This window comes from Streptomyces sp. NPDC000880 (assembly GCF_053599675.1).
On record NZ_JBSFMS010000107.1, the window covers coordinates 1 to 25,663 of the forward strand.

22 protein-coding genes and 3 pseudogenes are annotated in these 25,663 nt (G+C 66.7%); 19 read left to right on the plus strand and 6 right to left on the minus strand.

The window, feature by feature from the left end:
• The first annotated feature begins 429 nt into the window (after positions 1-429).
• The 10 genes from ACWDO5_RS27300 to ACWDO5_RS27345 all read left to right on the plus strand — a co-directional run bounded on the left by ACWDO5_RS27300 (position 430) and on the right by ACWDO5_RS27345 (position 10,121).
• Positions 430-1,635 carry an ISAs1 family transposase gene (locus ACWDO5_RS27300; RefSeq protein WP_450533014.1) on the plus strand — a complete coding sequence of 402 codons (1,206 nt, stop codon included), beginning with the start codon at positions 430-432 and terminating at the stop codon, positions 1,633-1,635.
• A gap of 51 nt (positions 1,636-1,686) precedes the next feature.
• Entirely contained in the window at positions 1,687-1,905 is a 219-nt protein-coding gene (locus tag ACWDO5_RS27305; RefSeq protein WP_450533015.1) for a hypothetical protein, read from the plus strand.
• Positions 1,902-2,252, plus strand: coding sequence for a DUF6300 family protein (locus tag ACWDO5_RS27310; RefSeq protein ID WP_450533016.1), 351 nt, complete (start codon positions 1,902-1,904; stop codon positions 2,250-2,252). The genes ACWDO5_RS27305 and ACWDO5_RS27310 overlap by 4 nt, the downstream gene beginning before the upstream one ends.
• A 973-nt stretch (positions 2,253-3,225) precedes the next feature.
• Positions 3,226-3,375 carry a hypothetical protein gene (locus tag ACWDO5_RS27315; protein ID WP_450533033.1) on the plus strand — a complete coding sequence of 50 codons (150 nt, stop codon included), beginning with the start codon at positions 3,226-3,228 and terminating at the stop codon, positions 3,373-3,375.
• Positions 3,376-3,761: 386 nt separating this feature from the next.
• Complete coding sequence (locus tag ACWDO5_RS27320) at positions 3,762-4,475, plus strand: GntR family transcriptional regulator (protein WP_450533017.1); 714 nt, start codon at positions 3,762-3,764, stop codon at positions 4,473-4,475.
• Positions 4,476-4,980: 505 nt separating this feature from the next.
• Positions 4,981-5,706: an N-acetylmannosamine-6-phosphate 2-epimerase gene (locus ACWDO5_RS27325; protein WP_450533018.1), complete on the plus strand. Its 726-nt coding sequence runs from the start codon at positions 4,981-4,983 to the stop codon at positions 5,704-5,706.
• A gap of 32 nt (positions 5,707-5,738) precedes the next feature.
• Positions 5,739-6,308, plus strand: a complete 570-nt coding sequence (locus ACWDO5_RS27330; RefSeq protein WP_450533019.1) for a DUF4127 family protein — start codon at positions 5,739-5,741, stop codon at positions 6,306-6,308.
• A 5-nt stretch (positions 6,309-6,313) separates the two neighbouring features.
• On the plus strand, positions 6,314-7,306 hold the full coding sequence (locus tag ACWDO5_RS27335) for an N-acetylglucosamine kinase (RefSeq protein WP_450533020.1): 993 nt from the start codon (positions 6,314-6,316) through the stop codon (positions 7,304-7,306).
• A gap of 188 nt (positions 7,307-7,494) precedes the next feature.
• The gene (locus ACWDO5_RS27340; protein ID WP_450533021.1) at positions 7,495-8,517 is read left to right on the plus strand and encodes a LacI family DNA-binding transcriptional regulator; all 1,023 of its coding nucleotides are present in this window, start codon (positions 7,495-7,497) and stop codon (positions 8,515-8,517) included.
• Positions 8,518-8,522: 5 nt separating this feature from the next.
• Complete coding sequence (locus ACWDO5_RS27345; RefSeq protein WP_450533034.1) at positions 8,523-10,121, plus strand: FAD-dependent oxidoreductase; 1,599 nt, start codon at positions 8,523-8,525, stop codon at positions 10,119-10,121.
• Here the strand turns inward: ACWDO5_RS27345 and ACWDO5_RS27350 are convergent.
• Entirely contained in the window at positions 10,118-11,239 is a 1,122-nt protein-coding gene (locus tag ACWDO5_RS27350; protein WP_450533022.1) for an IS630 family transposase, read from the minus strand. The genes ACWDO5_RS27345 and ACWDO5_RS27350 overlap by 4 nt on opposite strands.
• A gap of 80 nt (positions 11,240-11,319) precedes the next feature.
• Between ACWDO5_RS27350 and ACWDO5_RS27355 the strand changes: the two genes are divergently transcribed.
• From ACWDO5_RS27355 to ACWDO5_RS27380, 6 genes are all read left to right on the plus strand, one after another.
• Complete coding sequence (locus ACWDO5_RS27355) at positions 11,320-12,603, plus strand: ABC transporter substrate-binding protein (RefSeq protein WP_450533023.1); 1,284 nt, start codon at positions 11,320-11,322, stop codon at positions 12,601-12,603.
• A 2-nt stretch (positions 12,604-12,605) separates the two neighbouring features.
• Positions 12,606-13,571, plus strand: a complete 966-nt coding sequence (locus ACWDO5_RS27360) for a carbohydrate ABC transporter permease (protein WP_450533024.1) — start codon at positions 12,606-12,608, stop codon at positions 13,569-13,571.
• On the plus strand, positions 13,561-14,400 hold the full coding sequence (locus ACWDO5_RS27365; RefSeq protein WP_450533025.1) for a carbohydrate ABC transporter permease: 840 nt from the start codon (positions 13,561-13,563) through the stop codon (positions 14,398-14,400). Before ACWDO5_RS27360 ends, ACWDO5_RS27365 begins: the two co-directional genes overlap by 11 nt.
• Before the next feature lie 109 nt (positions 14,401-14,509).
• Positions 14,510-16,168, plus strand: coding sequence for a DUF4127 family protein (locus ACWDO5_RS27370; RefSeq protein WP_450533026.1), 1,659 nt, complete (start codon positions 14,510-14,512; stop codon positions 16,166-16,168).
• Between the two features lie 14 nt (positions 16,169-16,182).
• Positions 16,183-17,763, plus strand: a complete 1,581-nt coding sequence (locus ACWDO5_RS27375) for a beta-N-acetylhexosaminidase (protein ID WP_450533027.1) — start codon at positions 16,183-16,185, stop codon at positions 17,761-17,763.
• Between the two features lie 116 nt (positions 17,764-17,879).
• The gene (locus ACWDO5_RS27380) at positions 17,880-19,010 is read left to right on the plus strand and encodes an SGNH/GDSL hydrolase family protein (RefSeq protein WP_450533028.1); all 1,131 of its coding nucleotides are present in this window, start codon (positions 17,880-17,882) and stop codon (positions 19,008-19,010) included.
• Between the two features lie 155 nt (positions 19,011-19,165).
• Here the strand turns inward: ACWDO5_RS27380 and ACWDO5_RS27385 are convergent.
• Positions 19,166-19,438 (minus strand): annotated as a pseudogene (locus ACWDO5_RS27385) (transposase); the annotation flags it as partial.
• A 1,403-nt stretch (positions 19,439-20,841) separates the two neighbouring features.
• Here ACWDO5_RS27385 and ACWDO5_RS27390 point away from each other — a divergent pair.
• A pseudogene (locus ACWDO5_RS27390) lies at positions 20,842-21,017 on the plus strand (transposase); the annotation flags it as partial.
• A 78-nt stretch (positions 21,018-21,095) separates the two neighbouring features.
• Here the strand turns inward: ACWDO5_RS27390 and ACWDO5_RS27395 are convergent.
• The 3 genes from ACWDO5_RS27395 to ACWDO5_RS27405 are packed head-to-tail and all read right to left on the minus strand — an operon-like array spanning position 21,096 to position 21,621.
• Positions 21,096-21,263, minus strand: a complete 168-nt coding sequence (locus ACWDO5_RS27395; protein ID WP_450533029.1) for a hypothetical protein — start codon at positions 21,261-21,263, stop codon at positions 21,096-21,098.
• Complete coding sequence (locus ACWDO5_RS27400) at positions 21,224-21,490, minus strand: recombinase family protein (protein ID WP_450533035.1); 267 nt, start codon at positions 21,488-21,490, stop codon at positions 21,224-21,226. The genes ACWDO5_RS27395 and ACWDO5_RS27400 overlap by 40 nt, the downstream gene beginning before the upstream one ends.
• The gene (locus ACWDO5_RS27405) at positions 21,460-21,621 is read right to left on the minus strand and encodes a hypothetical protein (RefSeq protein ID WP_450533030.1); all 162 of its coding nucleotides are present in this window, start codon (positions 21,619-21,621) and stop codon (positions 21,460-21,462) included. The genes ACWDO5_RS27400 and ACWDO5_RS27405 overlap by 31 nt, the downstream gene beginning before the upstream one ends.
• 205 nt (positions 21,622-21,826) lie before the next feature.
• On the opposite strand from ACWDO5_RS27405, the gene ACWDO5_RS27410 reads away from it, so the two are divergent.
• The gene (locus ACWDO5_RS27410; protein WP_450533031.1) at positions 21,827-22,198 is read left to right on the plus strand and encodes a zinc finger domain-containing protein; all 372 of its coding nucleotides are present in this window, start codon (positions 21,827-21,829) and stop codon (positions 22,196-22,198) included.
• Between the two features lie 173 nt (positions 22,199-22,371).
• Positions 22,372-23,550, plus strand: coding sequence for an SGNH/GDSL hydrolase family protein (locus ACWDO5_RS27415; protein WP_450533032.1), 1,179 nt, complete (start codon positions 22,372-22,374; stop codon positions 23,548-23,550).
• Between the two features lie 896 nt (positions 23,551-24,446).
• On the opposite strand, the pseudogene ACWDO5_RS27420 reads toward ACWDO5_RS27415, so the two are convergent.
• Positions 24,447-25,171: pseudogene (locus ACWDO5_RS27420) on the minus strand (NAD(P)H-dependent oxidoreductase).
• Positions 25,172-25,663: the final 492 nt, after the last annotated feature.

Below are 25,663 nucleotides of genomic sequence, written 5' to 3' on the forward strand. Positions count from 1 at the left end.
GCGACACACCGTCAGCGGCCTCGATCAGGTGATCCGTTGTCGTACTCATCAGGTGACTCCTACGGGGAGGTACACACCTAATTCATGACACTCCCCTCGGGTGTGACATTCGTGTTCTCAGCGAAGTCGAAGTCCTCCAGTTATCCGGGGTTCTCTTGTGCCCGTCTGGAACGTCAGTCAGCGTGGGGTTCACTCGTTTTGGTGGTCGTTGGCGTTGCGCTATCCGGGGTGGCCCGACAACGTCGGTGACGTCGGCAGCATGGCGCCGTGCCAGTCAGGGGCATTGCGCGATTGAGATTGGTCCGGTTCGCCGGTCTCGTGAGTGACGTGGCGTCATGTCCGTTGTGTGGCAGGGGACCCCGGAGAGCAGAGCAGGCACGGTGCTGGTGGTCATGTGGTTGTCGAGACCCATGAGAACCGAGCGAGACCGTGCCTGCCCGAACATCATCGTTCATCCCTTCCGCACTGGAGCAACTGGGCTCCCCGACTGATGCCCTCACCGCAAGCGATGTCGCTGACCTGCGGCGTTTCCTGATCCTGGTCGCCGATCCCCGCGATGCGCGAGGACTGCGGTATCCGGCCCTCGCGTTGCTGTGCGCAGCCGTCTCGGCGGTGCTGACCGGTGCCCGCTCGCTCATCGCGATCAGCGAGTGGATCACGGATGCCCCGCAGCATGTGCTGGGCGTCCTCGGCTTCGCTGCCGATCCACTTACCGGTCTGCGGCCGGTGCCGCACGCCGCAACCGTGCGCCGCCTGCTGCAGCGTGTGGACGGTGACGCGCTGGACGCGGCGATCAGCGCGTATCTGCAGGACAGAACGCCGCCCCCGGTCGAGCCGGAGGCGGAGAAAGCGCCGGAGCGACGGGTGATCGCGGTCGACGGCAAGGTGGTCCGCGGATCGCGAACCGCAACGGCCGCGGCGATCCAACTGTTGGCGGCGATGGACCACCACGGCGTGGTCCTGGCCCAGCGGCAGGTCGCTTCCAAGAGCAACGAGATCCCCTCCTTCGCTCCGTTGCTGGACGGTCTCGAGCTGAAGAACGCGGTGGTGACCGCCGACGCCCTGCACACCCAGCACGACCACGGGGCCTATCTGACCAGTCGCGGCGCGCACTACGTGGCCGTCGTGAAGAAGAACCATCCGGGCCTGTACGCCCAGGTCAGCAAGCTGCCCTGGCGGGACATCCCGCTCGGGCACCGCACTCGCGACCACGCCCACCACCGCGACGAGATCCGCCGGCTCAAGGTCGCCGCGTTCAGCCACCTCGACTACCCCGGCGCCCGCCAGGCGATCCAAGTCGTACGGTGGCGACGCGACTTGAGCACCGGGAAGCTGACCATCGAGCGCGTCTACCTGATCACCAGCCTGAGCGTCTTCGACGCCTCCTGCACCGAGCTCGCCACCTGGATCAGAGGCCACTGGGGTATCGAGAACCTCCTGCACCACGTGCGGGACCGCACGTTCCACGAGGACGACTCCAAGGTCCGCACCGGCACCCTGCCCCGCGCCATGGCCTCTCTGCGCAACCTCGCCATCAGCGTCTTCCGCCAGGACGGCCAGACCAACATCGCCGCCGCCCTCCGCCACACCGGCCGCGACTACCACCGGCCCCTACGAGCCCTCGGTCTCACGTGACGAACCCAGACAGATCTCGATCATGCAATGACCCTGGGAGGCAGGCCCCCCGTGCAGCTCTACTTCCCCGCCCACAAGGTCAGCGGGCCGGCCGTTGCCGAGTTGAAACGCATTCTCACAGCTCACAAGGGTGCGAGTCCGGTGCGGATGCGTGTCCAGACGCCTGTCAAAACCGTTGTGTTCGAGCTGGGCTTTCTTGTCGACGCAACCTCGATTGCCTCCGACATCAAGGGCACCTTCGGCCCCGACGCCTGGATGGGCGTGGCATGAGCGAACAGGAAGAAGAGATCCTTCTCCAGCTCGCGAATGTGCCGAACTGCGGGCCATGCGGAGGCCCCGGGCTGCTCCTGGCCAATTTACCGCACTTATGGAAAAACTCCCGAGACGAGGACGTCCACGGAATCCGCGCGGCGATCCTGTGCCCAGCCTGTGATGCCGGCGAGCCTGCCACCAACGAGCTGCTCACCCTGTTCGCGGCGGATGAGCAACTGGACCTCGAGAACATCGAGGAGTTCGGCGGCCTCGTCGCAGCGTGGGTGAAGTCCGTACGGCAACGCAAACTCGACATCGAGCTGCTCAACGAGGAACACGAACGCTGGCGGCAAGGCGACCTGTAGAAATACGGCCCCGCGCCGACGGGGGGACCGTGAGCACGCGCTGAATGTGATGGGACTGGGCCTCGGGGAGCTACTCCTCGGCGTTCGAGCGGATAGCGGTGAGGGCCTGTGCGAGCACGGGGGTCTGCTCACCGCACGAGGCGCTCTCAGCGCCGTGCGGAGCCCACATCGAACGTCGAAGCCCAGTACCGACCCGGCCGAATGGGCCAACAGCCCACCGTCACGCCGCTCCCAGGTCACTACCGGTTTCGGCTGCCCGGTTCATGCACACTCCGCCGCCCAGCAGCGGGCCCAGCTGCCCGCGCCGGGTGCGGCCGCCTCCTCGCGGTCGGCTCTGGTCGGGAAGCCGCCACCCTGGCGGCGGCCGCGCCCCCGCTGCCCGCAGCATCGGCCGAACTGCCGACGTGCCCGGGCGTGGAAGACGAGCCGTGCGGGCGTGAGACGCTCCCGGCCAGGAACGTCTGCGCACGGCACCGGGTCCAGCAGCCGGCCGGGGAGGTGGCGTGATGGAGCAGCCGAACCGGAGCGCGCAGCCCAGCGGCATCGACCTGACCCGGTTGCACTCAAGGCCGCGCAGGAGGCGGCAAAGGAGCGGGGCGGGGCCGGCCGTACGCAGAAGCCGAAGCGCCGTACCCGCGTCGTACGGCGGGACGGGCCCGACCCGATGGGACTGGGCGACGCGCTCACCACGCTGATCGCGTTCTCCCGGCCGCCGGCCTGCTGTTCCTCGCCCTCACCGACGAGGCGGGCAACCTGCTGTGGATCTCGGCGGCGAAGCCGGGCCGCTCCAGCGAGACCACCACCGCCCGCCACAACAAGATCACCGCCCACCTGCGGGACGCAGGCCTCGGCGCCCTGGCAGACCTCGGCTTCGTCGGCCTGGGCGGCGACCCCGACGACCCGGTGATCGTCACCGGCCGCAGGGCCCACCCGCAACCACCCGCTCACCGCTGCCCAGAAGGAAGCGAACAAGCTGGTCAGCCGCGAGCGCGCAGCCAACGAGCACGGCTTCGCCGACCTGAAGAACTGGCGCATCCTCACCAAAGTCCGCATGAACGCCCGCCACGCCACCACACTCTTGCGCGTCCTGCTCGTACTGACGAACGCCGAGGTCAGCCGCTGACAGACGATCACCCGCCAGCGATCACGACCCTGACCGGCCCGAGCACCCAACCCCTGCCCCACACCAGCCCTGTGACCTGCAACTTCAGGTTGAAAAATGCTCAGTGTTCTCACCGTCCAGGGCGAGCGCGACCGGCGAGGACAAGTGCCGCTCTGACCTGCGAGGCGGGCGGCCATCGGGCTTCGACCAGGAGTCGGCGCGGTGGCCGAGTCCATGAGGGGCCAGGTCTGCGTAAGTGTCCGAAGGTCGCCGCCGGGCCTTCGGTGACGGCTGTCTCGCATGTCAGTGCGCGGGGTTTTAAGGTGGCTCATCCTGACTGCATGCCGGACCCAGCAATTGGTTCGCTCAATGTAGAATTGGTCTGGTCAACCTGGCGGGAGAGGTCGATGAGCACAGAACAACGCAAGCACGAGGTGGTGCGCGGCCATCTCCTGGGGCTCCTGCAGGAGGCGGCTCCCAACGACCGTCTCCCGACGGAGCGTGAGCTCACGGAGGCGCTGGGAGTGAGCCGGCTGACGGTCCGCCGTGCCCTCGACCAGTTGGTCTCGGAGAGCAGGGTCTACCGGGTACAAGGTGCGGGCACCTTCGTGGCCGAGCCCTCGATCCGCAAGAGCAATGCGTTCGCGTCCTTCAGCGAGGACATGATGGCCCGTGGGCTCCTGCCGAGCGCGCAGCTCCTCACTGCCGAGTTGACGGTCGCCGGCGCGCATCACAGCTGGAAGCTGGGGGTCAGCCCGGGGGAGCGGCTCGTCCGCATCGATCGTCTTCGCCTCACCGATGGTGTGCCGATGTGTCTGGAGAGCGTGCACGTCGTTGAGCGCTTGGTCCCCGGACTGCTCGACCAGTCGCTCGACGGTTCCCTCTACGACCTGCTCTCCAAGACCTATGGGATTGTGATCGAGCGTGCGGAGCAGACGGTAACGGCGACTGTGCTGGATGCTGCGGACGCGAGGCACCTGGCCGTACCGCCGCTGTCACCCGCCCTACAGGTGGAGCGGGTGACCTATGACGAGGAGGGGCACAGCATCGAACTCGCTCGGTCGCTGTACCGCGGTGACCGCTACTCCTTCGAAGCGACGCTGCACAGGCAACCCTCCTGAGCGAGCTCGTCGCCCGTTCGCCGTAGAACGGCGAACGGAGCGCGGCTGTGTTGCACGCGACCCGTGCCCCACGACCATACGGCTACTCGCCGGGCACGTAGATGTTGCAATCGTTCGCCACGACGTTGGCAGGACGACCATCGCCCTGCCTGAGCCAGAGCTGCGAGCCAACTGCGACTGCTCATCGGGGTTGCTCACGCCCTTGACGACGATCCGGTCCTGGCTCGCATTGAAATCGCCGATCAGTTGCTCGATCGCCTTGGCCTCGTCGCCTGTCTAGAGGCTGGAGAAGTGATCCGTGTCTTGCCGTCACTGGTGCCCTGTCCGGCGCCGCCGCACACGGTCAGTGCGCCAGCAGCGCGCCGATGACTGCGGTCTGCCGCCGCGATGTGGCCGAAAGTCAAGCCTGTGGTACTGATGAATTAGCCCGGCTAGCAGATGGTGGCGTGGAGGTCTGAGTATTGGTACTGTCCATTTGCCGAGCCGTCGGGAGTCTGGAGCACGGATGTATGGAGCTGCGGAGGGTCAGGGGTCTCACGTCGTCGGCGCTCTGCGGGGAGGTGTGGTCGTCTCGTGCCAGGCGTCGAGCGGGCATCCGTTCAGCCGGCCGCACCTCATCGCGGCCATGGCCGAGTGCGCGGAACGCGGTGGTGCGACGGCCGTGCGGATCGAGGGAGAGGCCAATGTGCGTCATGTCGCCGACGCGGTGACCATCCCTGTGCTGGGGATCATGAAAGTGCAGCGGCGCGGTCAACGTCCCTTCATCACACCGGACTTCGAGCACTGCCAACGGCTTGTCGAAGCCGGAGCCGCTCTGGTCGCCATCGAGGCGGCCAATGACTATCGTCCCGACCCCGATGAGTTCGCAACGCTCTGCGCCCGGGTGAAGTCGGAGCTCGGCGTACCGGTGATGGCGGACGTGTCGACCTTCGTGGAGGGTGTTGCAGCGGCCGACGCGGGTGCGGACCTGGTGGCGACCACTCTGGCGGGGTACACCTCTGTATCACCGGCCCGCAGTACACCGGATCTGGAACTTCTCGGCGAGCTGGCGGCCACCGGCGTCCGCACTGTACTTGAAGGTCACGTGCGGCACCCCGAGGAGATCACCGAGGCATTCCGGCGCGGCGCGTGGTCGGCCGTCGTCGGAACGGCGATCACCGACCCGCTGGCGATCACCGGATGGTTTGTCTCCGCCGCCCGGGGAGCGGGACCGGTCGCCGTTGCGGGATAACCCGCCTCTGAGACACGTACGAAGGAGGGCTGATGCAGATCGCCGGTGAGGTCGCAGGAGCCGTGGTGAACATGCCGCCGGACTCGCGTTCTGCGGACGCAGTTGTCGCGGAAGTCGGGGAACAGGACCCGTCGCGACCGATCGGTCTGGCCGACGTCCGGTACGCGAACGGCTCGGACCCGGCACTCGTGCGAGGCCTCCTCCAGGAGAAGCTCATCGACTGGCTCACCGCTTACGGGGGCTGGAACACCGCCGGGAACAGCATCGGTTCTGTCGTCGCGGCACTGGTGGCCGCGGTCGTGGGAGGGCGGCTCGGATCCTTCGACCGTACCGCGGCACGCAAGTTGCTCCTGCACCGGCTTCTGGAGGACTTCGGTTATCAAGCAGTGGTACGAGCCGAGCTCTGTGTCCATGACGAGTTCAGACCCCATGTGTCGTTGCCCTTCGACCGGAGCGAACCGGAGTCGGCGTACATGTCCGCATGCGTACCCCGGCTCACCAGGGTGCTCAAGGAGCTCGACCCGACGTGGCAGCTCGCAGATGTGCGGCTGCCCTGGCACCGGACCTTTGAGATCGACTTCGAACTTCGGCAGAGCGCATGAATACGATGAGCCGGCTCACGGGTGACTCAACGGCGCTAGTCGTGCTGGCCGTTGACGGGGGACAGACCGGTCTTCGGGCCAGGGCTGTGGTAGACGGGCGGATCGCGACCAGTTCGGCCGACGGGTTCACGTACGCCAAAGGCGACGCTGTCGAGACAGTGATCACGCTGGTCGAGCAGGCCTGGCTGAACCTGCCCCAGTGGGCGCGATCGGCTTCCGGTTCGGTAGCTGTCGGTCTTACCAGCGAGCCGGGATCCACCGAGACGGTCGAGCGGCTCGCGCAGGCAATCGCCGCTCTGACGGCCGCGGACCGGGTTCGGATCGCCCACGATTCGGTGACCGCGCATCTGGGCGCGCTCGGTGGGAGGCCGGGAGTTGTCGTGGCAGCCGGGACAGGGGCTGTGGCCCTCGGTGTCGCACCGGACGGCAGCGCGTCCCGGGTCGACGGATGGGGCTATGTGCTCGGTGACCGGGGCAGCGGCTTCTCCGTGGGCCGGTCCGGACTGCGGGCCGCCTGCGCGGCGCGCGACGGACGCGGAGCGGCGACGCTGTTGGCCGCGCTGGCGGAGCGACGGTACGGACCACTCGCCGATCTTCCGCTGCGGCTGTACCGCTCGCCCACGCTGGTCGCCGACGTCGCTGGCTTCTCTGTCGAGGTGGCTGTCGCGGCCCGGGCGGGTGACCCCATTGCCACGAGCATCTGGCGGCGAACGGTTGACGACCTCGTCTCGGCCACGGTCACCGCGGCGCGCGCCAGCTCCAATGATTCGGGGCTCATCTCCTGGACGGGAGGCCTGTTCGAGGTCACCGACCTGGTACGGAAGCCCTGGACCGAGCGGCTCGCGGACGTGCTGCCCGACTGCGAGGTCCAGGCGCCGGACGGGGCGGGCCTCGACGGCGCCACGCTACTGGCGCAGGCGCCGACGATGGGGCCGTGGCAGCAGCACTTGTGGTTCGACGGCCGTTTTCCACGACGCATGCGAGATTCTCAGCGCTGAGTTCCCGAATTCCCCAAGACAATCCCGGAAAGCTACGGGCCAGTTGCTTTCCATTTGTCGATCGGTCTTGGTTTCGTTTTACGTGCGGGTTGTCAGCGGCGAGGTATTGACTGTGATTGATGTGCAACGTAGCTTTTTCTCATCCGATGCTAATGCGTATTAGCAAGCCATGTCAGAGGAGCTGACCCGTGGCACGGATCACCCAACGCGACATTGCCCTCCTCGCCGGCGTCAGCCAGGCGATGGTCTCTCTGGTGCTCAACAACCGGAAGGACGCGGCAACCCGGATCGCACCGGAAACGCGGCAGCGGGTCCTCGAAGTCATCCGGCAGACCGGGTACGTGGCCGATCCGGTGGCCCGTCAACTGACACGCCGGCGCAACCAGATCCTCGGCGTGTTCACGTACGAGGCCGTGTTTCCGAGCACCAGCGCGGACTTCTACTACCCCTTCCTCCGCGGCATCGAGGAATGCGCGGAGCAACTGCATTGCGATCTGCTGCTGTTCACCAGCGCGCCGGTCGTCGGCGGACGACGCAAGATCTTCCATGAGAACAACCGGATGCGCATCGCCGACGGGTCGCTCCTGCTCGGCCGTGAGATACCGCAGGACGAGTTGGCCCGGCTGAACACCGAGAAATACCCGTACGTGGCGGTCGGACGGCGCGATGACGCGCGGGGTCCGGTGCCGTGTGTGGGAGCGGACTACCGGACCGCGACGCTTGCGCTGGTCGAGCGGGCCCGCCGGCTCGGCCATCGAGACCTGGCTTACGTGGGGACGGGCGAGGGCCCCGAGTCGGCCGTTGACCGTATGGACGGTTTCCGGGCCGGGGCGGGAAACCATAGTCGGCATGAACGGACTCGGAACCGGGATCCCGCAGATGTACTCGACGCACTTCTCGCCGCAGAGGTGACCGTCGCCTTCGTCGAGGACTTCGCCGACGGGATCGCTCTCACCACCGGCGCCAGGGAACGCGGTCTCGACGTGCCTGGCGACCTGTCGGTGGTCACCCTTGGTGATCCGATCCGGCCGGTGCACACCGACATTGAGTACACCGGATTTCACATCCCACGCCGGGAGATGGGCTGGCAGTCCGTCGAAATGCTCGCCGCGATTCTCGACGACGAGAAGGAGACCGCGCGCCAACAGCTGCTGCCCTGCGAACCGGTCGAAGGCCGGACGCTCAGCGAACCGAGAGAGGGAGTCTCTTGACCCACATACGCGCGGACGTTCTGGTGGTCGGCGGAGGGCTCGGCGGGGTGGCGGCGGCTCTTGCCGCGGCCCGGTCCGGCCGGACCGTGGTGCTCACCGAGGAGTTCGACTGGCTCGGCGGGCAGCTCACCAGCCAGGCAGTGCCACCGGACGAGCACTCCTGGGTGGAGCAGTTCGGCGTCACGGCCGCCTATCGAGCACTGCGCGACGGCATCCGTGACTACTACCGTCGGCACTACCCACTGACCGAGCGGTCCCGGGCATGGCGCGACCTGAATCCCGGTGCCGGCTGGGTGAGCCGGCTCTGTCACGAGCCGCGGGTCGCCGTCGCGGTCATCGAGGCAATGCTCGCGCCGTACCGGGGGGCAGGGCTGCTCACCGTGCTCCAGCCGTACCGGCCGATCGCTGCTGATATGGACGGTGACCGGGTGACAGCGGTGACGCTCGCGCACCGTGACAGCGGTGGCGAACTCGTCCACATCAGTGCGCCGTATGTGCTGGATGCCACCGAGACCGGCGAGTTGCTGCCGCTGACCGGCACCGAGTACGTGACCGGCTTCGAGTCGAGCGGTGACACCGGAGAGCCGAGCGCACCCGACCAGGCACAGCCGATGAACATGCAGGCCGTCTCGGTGTGCTTCGCGGTCGACCACGTCGACGGGGACCACACCATCGACAAGCCCGCGGATTACGACTTCTGGCGTTCCTACCAGCCCGATTTCTGGGGCGGTCCGCTGCTGTCCTGGGTTTCGCCGCACCCGCGCACGCTGGAGACCGTCGAGCGCACCTTCGCCCCGAACCCCGACGACGATCCCCTCGCGGTTAACGCCGACCAGAGGCTCGACGCGGGTGACGCCAACCTGTGGACGTTCCGCCGCATCGCGGCCCGCCGCACGTTTTCCCGTGGCGCCTACGGCAGCGACATCACCCTGGTCAACTGGCCGATGATCGACTACTTCGAGGGCCCGGTCTTCGACGCCCCGGACGCCGCCGAGCATCTCCGCCGGGCGCGCGAACTGAGCTACGCGGTCCACTACTGGCTGCAGACCGAGGCGCCCAGGCCGGACGGCGGCACCGGGTACCCCGGACTGCGGCTGCGCGGTGACATCACCGGCAGCCCCGATGGCCTGGCACAGGCCCCGTACATCCGCGAGTCACGCCGGATCAGGGCCGCCTGCACGGTCGTTGAGCAGGATCTGTCGCTCTCCGTACGGGGCGACAGAGGTGCTGTGCACTACCCCGACACGGTCGGTGTCGGCATGTACCGGATCGATCTGCACCCCTCGACGGGCGGCGACAACTACATCGACGTGGGCTCCTGTCCGTTCGAGATTCCGCTCGGCACGCTGCTTCCGCAGCGGGTGGAGAACCTGTTGCCGGCGAGCAAGAACATCGGCACGACACACATCACCAACGGTGCCTACCGGCTTCACCCCGTCGAGTGGAACATCGGCGAGGTCGCCGGCACGCTCGCCGGCTTCTGTCTGACCCGGGGCACCACCCCCCATGCGGTCCGCAATGACGCGAACCTGCTCGCCGACTTCCAGAGTCGGCTGACCGCACAAGGCGTCGAGCTGCGCTGGCCCGACGTCGCGGGCTACTAGTGTCCTGCGCCAGAGATCCGTCGGCAGAAGCGGGCGAGGGAGTCGAGGATCTCCTCGGCTGTTTTGGTCCAGATGAACGGCTTGGGGTCTTCGTTCCAGTTCTTGACCCATGCGCGGATGTCGGCTTCGAGGGCCTGGACGTTCTTGTGTGCGCCACGGCGGATCATCTGGTCGGCCAGGAAGCCGAACCATCGCTCGACCTGGTTGATCCACGAGGAGCCGGTCGGGGTGAAATGCAGCTGGAACCGGGGGTGTTTGGCCAGCCACGCCCTGATCGCCGGGGTCTTGTGGGTGCCGTAATTGTCACAGATCAGGTGGACCTGGAGATGTGCGGGAACCTCCTTGTCGATCCTGATCAGGAACTTCTTGAACTCCGCCGCCCGGTGCCGGCGGTGCAGGGCGCTGATGACCTCGCCGGTGGCGACGTCGAACGCGGCGAACAAGGTGGTCAGGCCATTGCGGACGTAGTCGTAGGTCCGCCGCTCGGGCATCCCGGGCATTATCGGCAGGACCGGCTGGGACCGGTCCAGGGCCTGGATCTGGGACTTCTCGTCCACCGAGAGGACCACCGCACCGTCGGTCGGGTTGAAGTACAGGCCGACGACGTCATAGACCTTCTCCACGAACAACGGGTCCGTCGACAGCTTGAATGTCTCGGTCAGATGTGGCTTGAGCTGGAACTTCCGCCAGATCCGGCCCACGGTGGACTTGGACAGGCCGCTGTGCTGTGCCATCGACTTGCGCGACCAGTGGGTGGCGTTCTTCGGGAGTTCTTCCAGCGTCGTGATCACGACCGCCTCCACCTGATCGACGCCGATGGTGGGCGGCCGGCCTGGCCGAGGCTCGTCAACAAGCCCGTCCAGCCGGTTGGCGAGGAACCGCCGCCGCCATTTGCGGACCGTGTCCGCGGCCACCCGCAGATCCCGGGCAACCGCGACGATCGCGGGCACATCCTCGCCAGCGCACGCCAGCACAATCCGTGCGCGCAGGGCCAACGCCTGGGCAGATGTCGCCCGGCGCGTCCACCGCTCCAACACCTCCCGCTCATCAGCAGAGAGCAGCAACGGCTCCAGCTTCGGGCCCCGACGAGGAACTGACGTACCAGCAGCAGAAGCCACACAACAACTAACGATCAACTACTGGCGCAGACACTAGTCCAGGGCTACTAGTCCAGGGCCCTCACATGAGGAGTGACGCAATGTTGGTACCGAAAAGGATGGGGGCGGCCGCCGCCGCAGTGGCAGGGCTGCTCGTTCTGACGGCATGCGGCGGAGGCAGCTCGGCCGACGACAACGGCCCCGTCTCGCTGCGGATGACGGTCTGGACCTCCAGCGAGCCGCATCTGAAGCTGTTCAATGAGATCGCAGCCCAGTACGAGAAGACTCACCCGGACGTCAAGCAGATCACCTTCGACCCGCTGCCGCTCGACTCCTACACCACGACCCTCACCACGCAGATGGCTGGCGGCAAGGCACCGGACCTTGCCTGGGTGTTCGAGAACTCAGCACCGGACTTCGTCACCTCCGGCGCCCTTGCGCCGCTCGACGACACGCTTGAGCAGACCAAGGCCTACGCCTACGACGATCTTCTCCCGAGCACGACGAAGCTCTGGAAGAGCGACAACAAGCTGTACGCGTACCCCTTCTCCACCTCGCCCTTCGGTGTTTTCGTCAACACCGATCTGCTGAAGAAGGCGGATCAGCAGACCCCTGCGGAACTCATCAAGGCCGGAAAGTGGAACTGGCAGACCGTACTGGAGGAGAGCGCCGCCGTGCGGCACTCCACCGGCAAGGCCGGCATGGTGATCCGTGACTTCGACTACAAGGCCTGGGACAACCTGGCCACCTTCTGGGACGGCTGGGGTGCCGAGGCCTGGAGCACCGACGGCAAGTCCTGCGGATTCGACCGGAAGCCGATGGTCGACGCGATGACCGCCCTGCACAAGGCGATCTTCACGGACATGGCGATGCCCGGCCCCGGCACGACCGCGGACTTCTTCGCCGGCGACGCGGCGATGACCGTCACCCAGATCAGCCGCGCGACCTTGCTGGAAGGTGCGAAGTTCGGCTGGGATCTGGTGCCCTTGCCGGCCGGACCCAGTGGCGAATACGCGGTGATCGGCCAGGCGGGCATTGGTGCCCTCGCCCAGGGCAAGCATGTGCAGCAGGCCAAGGACTTCCTCGCCTACTTCACCAACCCCCAGAACTCCGCGAAGCTCGCCCGCTACTTCCCGCCGCCGCGCAAGTCCCAGCTGACTGCGGAGAACCTCGCCAAGAGCAACCCGCTGCTCACCCCCTCGCAGCTGCAGAGCGTGGTCGTCGACGGCATCGAAAAGGGCATCGCCAAACCCAACCACACCGATCAGGCCGAGCTGGCTCAGCAGGTGCGAGCCGAACTGGACCCGTTGTGGCGCCCGAAGGCGGATGTGGGCGGCATACTCCACGGGCTCTGTTCGCGCATCTCCCCACTGCTGGAGAAGTAGCCATGTCTCTTCCCCAGCGAACCGCCGTAGTGGACCGGCCTGTGAGCCGGCCCACCGCGACCGGGCCGGCCGGAGGCCGGCGGCCGTACTTGACCGCGCGCCGTCGGGATCAGCTCGCCGGGTACCTCTTCGTCGCGCCGCAGTTGCTGGGCAGCGTACTGTTCGTACTGCTGCCCCTCGGCCTCGTCGTTTGGTACAGCACACACGAGTGGAACGTACTGGCTGGCACATTCAGCTATGTCGGCGGTGACAACTACCGCCAGCTTCTCGACGATGCACGGCTGCCCGCGGTGCTCAGGTCCACCGTCGTGTTCTCGGCCGGGCTGGTGGTGTTCAATCTCTCCCTGGCGCTGCTGCTCGCCGTTCTGCTCAATCAGCGGCTACGCGGCATGACAGTGTTCAGGACGATCTTCTTCTCGCCCGTCGTCGTGTCGCTGGTCGCCTGGACAGTCGTATGGGGATTCCTGCTGCAGGCCGACGGCGGCATCAATGGTCTGCTGCGCATGGTCGGGATCGACGGTCCCAACTGGTTGCGCGGCAGTGGGTCCGCCATGTTCTCGGTCATCGTCGTGCAGGTCTTCAAGAACGTCGGCCTGAACATGGTGCTGTTCCTGGCCGCTTTGCAAGGCGTACCACGCCAACTGTACGAGGCGGCACGCGTCGACGGCGCCGGCCCCTGGATCCAGTTGCGCCGGATCACTATTCCGCTGATCAGCCCGACGATCCTGCTGACGTCCGTCATCACCATCGTCGGTTCGCTGCAGGTATTCGCGCAGATCGCCGTGCTGACGCAGGGCGGACCGGGCGTGTCCACGACCGTGCTCGTCTACTACCTCTATCAACAGGCCTTTCACTTCCACCACTTCGGCTACGGCGCGACGCTGTCGATCCTGCTGTTCCTGATCGTTCTGGCGCTCACCGTGTTCCAGTGGCAGCTGCGCAAGAGGTGGGTCTTCGATGAGTCATAAGATCTCGCCCGGTACGAAGGTCGCCCTGTACGGCACCCTGTGCGTCCTCACGATCCCGTTCGTGTTCCCGACCTGGTGGATGGTCATCTCGTCGTTCAAGCCGGTCGGTGACATCTTCGCCTACCCGCCGCAACTGTTTCCTTCGTCACCCACACTCTCTGCCTACCGAAAGGTCTTCCAGCAACAGCCGTTCACGCATCAGTACGTCAACAGCGTGTACATCGCGGTGCTGGTGACGATCGGCACGATGGCGGTGTCCTCGCTCGCCGGGTACGCCTTTGCGCGGATCCGGTTCCGCGGCCAGAATCTGCTGTTCCTGGTCGTACTGGCCGGCCTGCTCATCCCGAGCGAGGTCACCATCGTCCCACTGTTCCGGATGTTCAACGACCTCGGGCTCGTCAACACGCACTGGCCGCTGATCCTGGTGCCGGTCTTCGGCGCGCCGAGTGTGCTCGCCACGTTCATCATGCGGCAGTTCTTCATCAGCCTGCCCCACGAGGTGGAGGAGGCCGCCAGAATCGACGGTCTCGGCCGATTCGCGACCTTCTGGCGGATCGCGCTCCCACTGGCCCGGCCGGCGCTGGGCGCAGTCGCGATCTTCACCTTCCTGCAGAGCTGGAACCTCTACCTCGAACCTGTTGTGTATCTCTCCTCACCGGACATGTTCACGCTGCCGCAGGCACTCACGCAGTACGCCGACGCCTACGGCGGCCCCATGTGGAACGTGCAGCTCGCCGCGGCGTCGCTGACGGCCATCCCGGTGCTGCTCGTGTTCGTTGTCGCCCAGAAGCAGTTCATCGAAGGCCTCGCCCATACAGGGCTCAAGTGAACGCGGTGCTCACGCAGGGGTGAAGAGGCCGTCATCTCACCTCTGCACCTGTCAGGAACCCGATGCGGGTTACCACGCGCACCCTCGGACCGGATGGAGAAGACCTCCCATGCCCCACACGACACGACGTACCGTTCTCGCGGCAGGTCTGGCCGGGATGACCGGTCTGGCCGCCACGGCTACCGGCTTGACGTCTACGGCATTCGCCGCGCCGCGCCCAGTACGCCGCATCGCACTCGTTCCACTCGACGACCGCCCCGTCAACGTCTACTGCCCGAAGATGACCGCCGCTGTTGCCGCATCCGAACTCGACCTGCCGCCACGGCACACCCTGGGCCGCTTCTTCCAGCCCGGGGACGGTGCCGCGATCGCCGACTGGCTCGGCACCGTGCACACCGACGAGTACGTCATCTCGGTCAGCATGCTCGCGTACGGCGGTCTGATCGCCTCTCGCACCGCAGAGCCCACACTGGAATCCGCACGCGCCAACGTCGAGTCGATACGGGCGCTGCGTGCCTCCCGGCCGACCGCGAAGATCTTGGTGCACGACACGATCCAGCGGCTGGCGCTGACCTTCAAGGACCCCGAGTCCGAAGGGTACAGAACCCTGATCGTGGAGTGGGCCAAGCTCTACGACCAGGTGGAGAACCTCGGTCAGGAGGAACTGCGCGCCAGGCTCGACGAGGTCCGCAGGCAGATCCCGGACGAGATGCTCGCCGACTATCTGGCGGCCCGTGCACGCAACCACGAGATCAACAAGCTGTTGGTCGAGTGGGTGGCCGACGGCACGATCAGCCACCTCGTCCTGTCCGAGGACGACACCGCGCCCGTTGGGCTAGGCCGTGCCGAGCGCGTCGAGCTGGAGAAGCTGGTCGCCCAGCGCGGGGCGGAGGACCGGGTGGAGATCTTCCCGGGCGCGGACGAGGTCGACGCGCTGCTGGTAGGACGCTTGATCGCCGCGGACACGCGGCCGACCTACCGCGTGGAGTACGCGGGCGTCTCCGGGGAGGAATGGACCGCGGCGCTGGAGAGCATCCCGTTCGCGGAGAACATCCGCCGTCACGTCAAGACCGCCGACGGCAAGGTCGTCTACGGCGAGGCCGACATCGTGCTCGCGGTCAACACACCATCGGCTTCAGCCGGGCAACGTACCGCCGATCTCGACGCGTTCACCCGTCGGATCGCCCAGTGGTCAGCCACCGGCACACCGGTCATCGTGGTCGATCCGGTCTTCGTCAACCGTGCCGATCACGATCTGGTCGCCCGTCTCGAGAGAGATGTCGAGCTGACGTCCTTGCTGGCGTACTCGGGTTGGAACACCGGCGGCAACGCGCTCGGTCTCGCCCTGGCACACGGCACGGCGCGCTGGGCGTTCCTCCGCGCGTCCCGCTTCGGATCCGGGGTTCCGGACCTGATCGAACCGGGTCGGGCACACGCCGAGTATCTGCTGTACCGGTTCGTCAAGGACGACCCCTGGAAGAACGTGGTGCAGCAGCAGGCCTACGCGCGGGCGCGGGAACAGGGCTGGAACCCGCTGAACCTCACGGCCGAACAGAAGACGTTCTTCGACGGCTGGGCGCGTGAGCGCCTCGTACCGCTGACCCAGCAGTACGTCGCCGACCACTTCGCAGGACGCCGCATTGTCCTTGGCCACCGTGGCGCAACGACGCGCACGGTCCGGCTGGACGGCCTGTCCGAGGTGTTCGTGGAACTGCCCTGGGATCGCCTTTTCGAAGTCACCCTCGAACCGCACGTCACGCTTTCCTGAGACAGGAGTTGCTGATGAAGCAAGGAATAAGACGCCGCAGCCTGCTCGTCGGCGGTGCTGTCGGCCTGACGGCCGCCGCGACCGCCAACCCCCTGGCCGCTGCCGCGCCTGCCCGCACCGAACCGGTGACGCCGGTTCCCACGCTCATCCCGCAGCCGCAGGCGATGGAGCTGACCGGCGGCAAGCCCTTCGAGGTCACGGCCGACACCGCCATCACGGTGCGGCACCCGGCGCCGGAGGCACACCGCGGGGCAGAGCAACTCGCCGCGTTGCTGCGTGGTGCGACCGGATACCCCGTGCCGATCGTGTCCGGTGCCGCGGTGCCGCATGCGATCACGCTGGCCGCCGATGACGAGACTCCCTCCGCCGAGGGATACCGGCTGGACGTGGCACCGGGTGGTGTCTTCCTGCGCGCCGCCACCCCGGCCGGGTTGTTCTACGCGACGCAGACGCTGCGCCAGCTGCTGCCCGCCACGGTGGAATCGACCGTGCCGCAACCGGGGCCGTGGACGATCCCGAGCCTGCACGTCGACGACGCACCGAGATGCGCCTGGCGCGGCTCCATGCTGGACGTTTCCCGGCACTTCTTCACCGCCGGCGAGGTGAAGCGCTACATCGACATCCTGGCGCTGTACAAGATCAACCGGCTGCACCTGCATCTGAGTGACAATCAGGGCTGGCGGCTGGAGATCAAGAGCTGGCCGCGGCTGGCCACCTACGGAGGCAGTGCGGAAGTCGGTGGTGGCCCGGGGGGTTTCTACACCCAGGAGGAGTACGCGGGGATCGTCCGGTACGCCGCCGAACGGCACATCATGGTCATCCCTGAGCTCGACATGCCCGCACATGTCAATGCGGCACTGGCCAGCTACGCCGAGCTGAACTGCGATGGAGTGGCGCCGCCGCTCTACACCGGGTCGACGGGCATCCACACGTCCCTGTGCATCGACAAGGACATCACGTACAAGTTCGTCGACGACGTGCTCGGTGAACTCGCCGACCTCACCCCTGGGCGGTATCTGCACATCGGTGGCGACGAGGCGCTGGCCACGAAACCGGAGGACTACCGGACGTTCATCCGCCGCGCGCAGCAGACGGTGCACGACAACGGCAAGCTGATGATGGGCTGGGAGGAGGTCGCTCTTGCTGACCTCGCACCGAGCACCGTCGTGCAGTTCTGGGCGAACGCGACGAAGGCGCGCAGCGCGCTGGCGCAGGGTGCGAAGCTCGTCGTATCGCCGAACCGCAAGGCGTACTTCGACATGAAGTACAACGCGCAGACGCCTTACGGGCACGATTGGGCTGGCTACACCGACGTGTACGACGGCTACTCCTGGGACCCGACGACGTACATCGACGGTGTCGGTGAGGCACAGGTGCTCGGGGTGGAAGCCGCACTGTGGACAGAGCGGGTGGCCACGTTCGAGGAAGTGCAGTACATGACGTTGCCGCGGCTTCCCGGTGTGGCGGAGATCGGCTGGTCGCCGGTCTCCGGCCGGGCCTGGGAGGAGTACCGCCATCGCCTTGCCGCGCACGGTCCACGGTGGTCCCGACTGGGCTGGCAGTACTACCGTTCGATCGAGGTGCCGTGGGCGTGATCACACGATCGGTACGCACGGTTACTCGCCCTGCCTCGCTCATGATCGCGGTGGTCCTGGTCCTGGTGGGCGCAGTCCAGATCCGGGCTGTCACCGTTGGGAACTCGGCCCCTGCCGTGCGGGCCACGGGCACGGATCGGACCCACCAGGTCGTCACGTGGGGGGCGGGCATGCAGGAAACCACCGGCCCCGTTGTAGGTCAGACGGTCCGCAACATCCTCCACACCAGCGTTGGAGGGGACAACCTGCGGGTATCTCTGTCGAACGCGGCAGGGGATGCGCCGGTGACCTTCGACGGTGTGTTCGTCGCGGTGCAGGCGGACGGCGCGACACTGGTCGGGGGATCGAACCGGCAGGTCACCTTCGGCGGAAGCACATCCGTCACGGTCCCGCCGGGGGCAGCAGCGCTCAGTGATCCGCTCGGCGGGACACTTCCCGCCGAGCAGAACCTCGCCGTGAGCGTCCACACCAGCGATAACGGAGGCACCGTCACGGGGCACAATATGTTCCGGACGCAGTTCTCCTACATCTCCACGGCCGGGAACCACGCCGCCGACGAGTCGGCGAGTGCGTTCACCACGTCGGTCAGCAGGTGGTACTGGGTCGCGGCGATAGTCGTCGAGGTCCCGAAGGAGATCGATACGCTGGTGGCCTTCGGCGACTCGATCACCGATGGGTACGACTCCACCCCGAACGCCAACAACCGCTGGCCGGACCACCTCGCAAGGCGTCTCCTCGCCGGGCCCGAACCGCATCGGTCCGGCATCTCGAACCAGGGAATCTCGAGCAACAAGGTCCTGGCGGACGGCAAGGGCGACAGCGCTCAAGCACGGTTTGATCGAGATGTCCTGGCGCAGCCGAATGTCAGCACGGTCATCATGATGGAGGGCGTCAACGACATCGGCGCGGACAACGCGTCGGCGCAGCAGCTCATCTCCGCGTATCAGCAACTGATCAACCGAGCCCATGCGCGCGGCATCTGCATACTCGGCGGGACACTGACGCCCTTCGAGGGTTCTGGCTACTACTCGCCGCAGCGGGAGACCGTTCGCCAAGCCGTCAACGACTGGATCCGTACCAGCGGCGCCTTCGACGCGGTGATCGACTTCGACAAGGCGACACGCGATTCCGACCGGCCCACGCGACTGTTGCCAGCCTACGACAGCGGCTTGCACCTGCACCTCAACGACGCGGGCTATCGGGCGATGGCGGATGCGGTAACTCTTCAGGACCTCGCGTGCAAGTGAGTGCCCCGAACAAGTGAGTGCCCCGAAAGATGGTGTGCGGCGCGGGCCGGAAGAGCCGTCAGGGCTGCCGGCCCGCGCCGCACACCGTACCGGGGTCTATCAGGAATCAGGCTCTACCAAGATTTTCGTAGCCGTTGATCGCTCGCCGGGATAGATCAGTTGAGCAGGATGCGGTGGCGGAGGAGGCGGAAGCCAGCCCGGCCGTACATCTGGCGCTTGATCAGTTTCGTCTTGGTGTTGACACCTTCGGTCCCGCCGTTGTGGAACGGGAGGGTGAGCCCGTTGACAACGGCATCGTGGTCGCGTTCCAGGCCGCGGGTGAAGGCGTGCAGGTGGGGGAGGTCGTCCTCGCGGACACGGGAGATCCACTCGTGGAGGCGACGGCCGTTGTCCGCGGCGGGCTTGAGGAGGTCCGCGAAGGTGCGGATGTGCCGGTCAGGGCCGTCATCTCGGGGCCGCCGAACCCCGACCCACCCTGGCGGACAGCCCGGCTGGGCCCCCACCAGCCGAGAAGAGGCCGACCGTACCGCCGCAGTCGGCAGTGTCGGCGCCGCCGCTGATGCCGCCTCCTCCGACGATTCCCCCGCTGCCACTCCGGCCCCGCCGCAGTCCGCCCGGCCCGCCCGTAGGCGAGGCCTGCGCCGCTGGTTCGGCCGACAGAACAGGCAAGTTGTGAACCAGCCGGCGGTCTGCACGTATGGGTACGGGTACGTACCCATATGCTGCGGGGCTGGGAAGGAGCGCGACTATGTCTGATGCCAATGTCCGTATTCCCGAAGAGGCCAAGCATCGCCTCGCTGCCATCGCGGCCAGTGAGGGGCAACCTTGGGCCGGTAGCGACCCGTCCGCTCGGCCCTGAACCCGTCCATCGGATTGTGATGCGCATTCGGTCGCCCTTGACGTAGGCGACGACCCAGCGGGAACGGATTGACCAGCAGCGATCCGCTGTTCCGCTCCAGATGGAAGTCGTAGAAAGCGCGCAGGACCGTCTCGCAGTGGGCTCGAGTGCTGGCTGCGTACTTCGTGCCGACCGTCGGCTTCCCGGTCACCGGATTCGGCGTCCCAGGTGCAGGCCGTCCCGGCTTCCTCGGCGACATCGGCTCCGACTCCGCAGGGTCCTGGCCGCGATGGCGCCAGTGCACCCGCGCCGGCTTGTCCGCTATCTGCATCCACAGCATGAAATCCCGGGCATCCTCCCGGGCTGCCCGATCCCAGCACGTGTTCACGTGCCGTCAGGAACCTCCACCATCGAAGCAGATCCATGCCGTACGACCGCAGCGTCGTGACCGGGCTACCGGCCGCCAAAAGATCCTTGAGATAGAGCGCGACCGGCTCACTCCGTTCCCCAGAACAGTCCAGTAGCCGGACCGGCTCCCACGGGTCCCCCGTCTCCACCAAGCACCCGGAATCGGGCACGACAAGATCCCTCAAGTCCCTCTCGGGACCGCTTGCTTGACCCATGCCGGAAAGCTAGCACCACCCCTTCTGAACTGCACAAATGCATGATTTAGTTCAGTCAACACACCGCCCCCGCCTACGGCACCAAGCTGCGCTGGTCCGCGCCGAAGCTGATTGCCCAGGCCAACGAGACGGTCAAGGGCGCGGCGGTCCGTACGGTCTATGTCCTGGCGCCCGCTCCCCGCACGGCCATCAGCACCACGGCTGCCGATCCGGCGCCAACGGCAGCGGCCGCGCCCGAGACGCCGCCGCGTACCCGCGAGTCCACGTCGGCCGGCTGCTGTCGAGCGGCAGTCCCGGGAGCAGGCCAGGAAACCGGAGGAACTGTTCGGCGACGGCCAGGCCGCCATCGCCGAACTCCGGGAGCGCGTGGCCGCTGGCCATCGCCGATGCCGGATACGGCGATGCCGCCGCCTTCCGCCGCGGCCTCTGAACGAGCGGGGGCTCAACTACGTGGTGGGGATCTCCAGCACGCTGTCTGCCCAGCCCGGCGGCACGGTCCCCGTCGCCGAACCATACGGCGGCAACGGACGCCCACCGGGGGCGAAGTAGGGGTCCGAGTAGGAACGGAACAGAGAACCGGCGTTGCTGTCAGAAGCTTTGACGGGGCGTCCGTACCCCGCACCTCTACGTCGCTGCTGCCGTCGTCTGTTCGTCGTGTTCGCGCAGCATCCGCATGACGGTCGCGGGCGAGGGGTGCTGTCCCTTCTTCTTGCCCGTGGTGATGACGAGGCGCTTGGCGATGTCGCGCAGGCTCATCTCCTGCTCGCGCAGGTGGAGGGCCATGGACAGCATGTCGTCGTCGGTGACGCCCGCGCCGCCGATGGTCTGCCGCGCTTGCGGGCGGACTCGTGGCCTTCCAGGGTGCGGTCGCGGATGTACTCGCGTTCCATACCGGACAGGGCGGCCAGCACGGTGAACACGACTCCGGAGGGGTCGTGCGAGCCCTGGAGCTCACCGGTGAGGAACTCCAGGCCGACGTCGCTCGCCTTCAGTTCCTCGGCCAGGGTCGCCAGTTCGATGCGCGGCCGAGCCGCTTGTGCTCGTGGACGACGAGCGTGACGCGCACCCCGGAGGCGCGCAGTTCGCCGGCGAGGGCGACGGCCTTGTCCAGTTCGGGGCGCTGGGTGGCGCGCTCCTCGCGCAGTGTCACGGTCGCCCGGACGCTATCAGTCCGGGCGTCATCGAGGCCAACCCATTTTCCTGCCGACCCATCTGTGTGGACCCGGTCGGCCGTTTCATAGGTGTTCGCCTGTGAAACACCGTCACCCGGCGGACGTGTCCAGGGCGAACCGTGTTTCACGAGTTGTTGCAAACGGCTCGACAGTTTGAAACCCCTCATGAAACAGTCGGGGCTCGTGAGCGACGACTTCAAGCGCGTGGAATCGCACGACTGCCCGATGTCCACCTGCGCCGCCCCCGCGGGCTCGCCGTGCCGCACCGGCAAGGGCAAGGTGGCCATCCAGTACCACACCGCCCGCTTTCGCCTCGTGCCCCAACTCGCCAAGTCCCTCAACGTGCCGACCCCCGCCGTGCGCAAGCCCGGCTCCGCCTGGGCTGAGCTGCCCCGGCCAAGGAACGCCGGCGCCGAACCCGTCGGGCACGCCCGCCTGGGGTACGCCCGTGCATCCACCGCCCGGCAGTCCCTCGACTCGCTCGCCGAAGCCGGGGTTACCCGGATCTTCTCCGAGAAGACCTCACCCTTCTTCACGGTCGGGCGATTGACGTAGGTGTCGCCGGGAGCGCCTCAACAACAAGGCACTCCCGAAAGGCAACAACCTATGCATTCTGTGCATTTCACTGCGGAGACATCGTCGGACGGTGTCCTTGAACGCGACTTCACTCGCCAAGAGTGCCGACCTAGCGTGTCGTAACCGGACGCAATTACCACAAAGGGGTCTAGATGAAGCAACCACCGATCACTCGCAGGCGGCTTCTCCAGGTGGCTGGGATCGGCGGAGCGGCTCTGGCCGCGCCCGCCGCGCTCAACCTCTCACCAGCGGCCGCTCAGGCCCGAACAGACTCCAGCCAATCAACACTCATTGATGTGACTCCCACCGTCGAGAACGGAGTCGCCTGGTACGAGGTCGCCCAATGGGGCGTGGAGGGCAAGGCCTGGCAGGACACGGAGCGCTTCTATGACCGTCTTCCCGCCAGAGCTAGATCAACAGTCCGACCGGAGGTATGGAATCTGAGCCACGACTCCGCCGGGATGTTGACCCGGTTCGAGACCGATTCGACTGTCTTTCACGCCCGCTACCGCCTGAACTCCTCGACACTGTCCCTGCCCCAAATGCCCGCGACCGGGGCGAGCGGCTTGGACCTCTACGCGCGGACCAGCTCAGGTGTCGACCGCTGGCTCGCTGGGACGATACCGGCGACCCAGTTTGTGGAGCAACGTCTCGTGACCGGGGTCGATCCTGGTCGTCGACTCTACACCGCCTACCTTCCGCTCTACAACGGCGTCGAGTCCCTCCAGATCGGCGTGGATCCGGGCGCCTCATTCCAAGGAGTGCAACCGCGCGCCGAACGACCTGCGGTCTTCTACGGGACCTCCATCATGCAGGGCGGGGTGGCGTCACGTCCCGGCATGTCTATCACCGCGATCCTCGGCCGGCGCTTCGACTGCCCGACGATCAACCTCGGCTTCCGCGGCAACGGCACGATGGACCTGCCAGTCGGCGAACTGCTGACTGAAATCGACGCGTCGGTCTATGTGATCGACTGCCTTCCCAACCTGACTCCGGCCATGGTTGCAGAGCGTACCGAGCCGCTCGTGCGCCTGCTCCGCGCCACACGACCAGACACCCCGATCCTCCTCGTCGAGGACCGGACCTACGCGAATGCCACTTTCGTCGAGTCGTCCCGGCAGCAGCAGGCCGGTAGCCGGGCTGCCCTACATGCCGCGTACATGAACCTGCGTACCTCCGGCGTCAAGCATCTGTTCTATCTCGAGGGCGACCACCTGGTCGGTGACGATGGTGAGGGCGAGGTGGAGGGATCGCACCCCAGCGACCTCGGGATGTTCCGCTACTGCGACGCCTACCAGCGTGTCCTGCGGCCCTTCCTGGCGTCCCAGTAGTATCGGCGAAATTTCCAGAGGCTCCGACCAGCATTTCCGTTGCTTTTGCGGCGATTGCTACATCTGCCGCCAATTGCATCGGATGCGAACTGGCGATGGTATGCGTATCGCTGGGGCCGAGGGTGGCAACCATCGGGCTGACCAGGGGAATTGGGTCACGGCTCCGAGGGGGACGATACCGGCTGCGGAGATATTGAGGTGCCAGCGGTGCCGTCGTTCCAGGGGGTGACCTGCGGCTCTTCCGTGGACTCGCATTGGATGCGGTTTTCTCGCATCCAATGCGAGTGACGGAGAGTGGTGGAACCGTGGGTTTCAACGGGTCGGTGCCAGGTGCGGCGAGGCTGCACCTGGTCGACGGGGTCGCGCTGCTGCGGCCGGAAGAACAGGTCTTCACGGCGATGCTGACCGGGTTCGCCAACCAGCAGCTGGCGCGGAACCTGGCCCGCACGACCGTGGAGGGCAGGGAGAACACGGTCAAGGCGTTCACCGCCTACGTGAACACCTACCCCTGGCACTGGACGCCGACGATGATGGACGAGTGGCTCGGTGACCTGCGCTCGCTGCGCGACCTGAAATGTTCGACGATCCGCTCGTACTCCGAGGCGGTGCGCGCCTTCTGTCACTTCGTTACCGACCCCCTCTATGAGTGGGCGGCGACCTGCGAGGAGCGGTTCGGCACCCACCCCGTCCAGGTGGTGCACGAGTGGAACACCGCGGTGCACGCCCAGGACAACGAGTCGGACCCGAAGAAGCGCGCGTTCACCAAGGCCGAACTGCACGCCTTCTTCTCCCACTGCGACGACGAGGTCGCCCGGATCCGGGCCTTCGGCCGCAAGGGCGGCCCTCGGGCTGCTCCTCGGGTTCGCGCCCCAGCTCGTCCTGTCCATCGCCGGCGGTTAGCCGCGCACCTGCAGCCCGAAACCCGTGCGGCCCGCGGGCTCCAGTCCCTCCTTCAGGTGCAGCGAGGGGATCTCGTAGTCACCAAAGTTCTGCCACCGGAACGCGATCGGCTCGGTCGACTCCAGAGTGAGCAGGCGCTGCTCCCAAGCCTTGGCGACGTCCGGGTAATCCTCGCCGGTCATCCGGTCGGTGCCGTACAGCACGAACGGCGGCAGCACCTCGATGCCCGGGTAGTAGAGGATGCCGTGGTGGATCGGGAACAGCAGATCGTCGATGGGGCCGTTGATCCCGCGAGCGGCGTAATGCGACTCCGGGCCGCCGGCGGTCACCGATAGCAGAGCCTTCCTGCCCGCGAGGGTGCCTTCGCCGAAGCGCTCGCCGACCTGGTGTCGCTGCGCTCGCCGACGCCGTACGCGAAACGGTAGGTGAACACCCTGTCCACCCAGCCTTTGAGGATCGCGGGCATCGTGTACCACCACAGCGGGAACTGGAAGATGATCGTGTCGGCCCACAGCAGCTTCTCCTGCTCGGCGAGGACGTCTGGGGTGAGCGTCCCGGCGTCGAAGGCCCGGCCCGAGTCCAGGGCGACCTTCAGCGGACTTGAGGCGTCGGGGCCGTAGTCCGCGGCGTCCACGACCGCCTTCCAGTTCATCGCGTACAGATCGCTCACCCGTACCTCGTGCCCGGCGGTCTCCAATGTCGACACCGCGAGGTCCTTCAGCGAGCAGCGGCGTGAGTGCCTACGCGCGGCGGCCTGGGGTGTTGGCCCGGCTGCGTCAGCAGCGTGCCGCGGAAGCTGGGCGTACGGCGTGACAGCGACGGCGTACAGCACGAGGTGACCGGGTACGGCCCGCCCGCGGCTGTCTGCCCCGCAGCTCTTCAGACCCTGGCCGCCGCCACAGATCTCCCCTGCCGCTGGGGGCGGCATGCGGAGTGCGTACACTGACGGCTGCGAAGGGGAGTAGCCCCGCAAACTGGTCGTCGACATGCTGGAACCTTTTACGGTTCCCGGTGGCCGGGCCTGTGCAGAGTCTGCCGGGCGGGCGAGACCTTCGGTTCCTTGTCGACGACGTATGCGCGTCGCGGGGCCGAGGTCGTACGCGTAGATCCCCTCGCGTCATCGCCTGGTCTCCCGCGGTGCGGGAAAGCTGGACGATCAGCGTGATCCATTTTGTGTTGCTCATCGTGTGCGCGGTGGCGATCTACCTGTCCT